Annotated in this window: 1 pseudogene; it reads left to right on the forward strand. The window is 57.9% G+C overall.

The features are described 5' to 3' along the window. Positions 1–168: 168 nt before the first annotated feature. Positions 169–425: pseudogene (locus KVT28_RS24705) on the forward strand (hypothetical protein); the annotation flags it as partial.

A 425-nucleotide genomic window follows, 5' to 3' on the forward strand; every position in this document is an offset into this window, starting at 1 on the left:
GACGTGGTGCCTACCCGCTGCCTGGCCGTTCGCCTTGTACGACATGTACCGGAACCACGACGGGTGCGTATAGCATTACAGGTGGCCGGAACGATGTCCCGGGGGTCTGCCCTCAGCGCAGGCGAAATAATCGCAGCCGGCCTGCTGGAACGTGTTAACGGTATTCTGATGACGAAAGAGAATGCGCAGCCCGGCTGGATTGATTTTGGTGAAGGCCCTGTGGCCTGTGTGCCGCTTTCCTTTGGCGATCTGGTGACGTCATGGCATTCAACCGGTATTCCAGATATTGAGATGTTTGTGAATGTAACAGGGGATGCCTTTCCGCAGGGTGATTTGTCCCTGCTTCCTGAAGGGCCCGGGCAGGATGAACGCGATGCAACTCGTGCACGCGCTGTTGCTGAGGTCACCGGAGCTGACGGAAGGGT

The organism is Pantoea sp. GbtcB22 (assembly GCF_019091025.1).
In the GTDB taxonomy this organism is placed as follows: Bacteria; Pseudomonadota; Gammaproteobacteria; order Enterobacterales; family Enterobacteriaceae; genus Pantoea; species Pantoea leporis.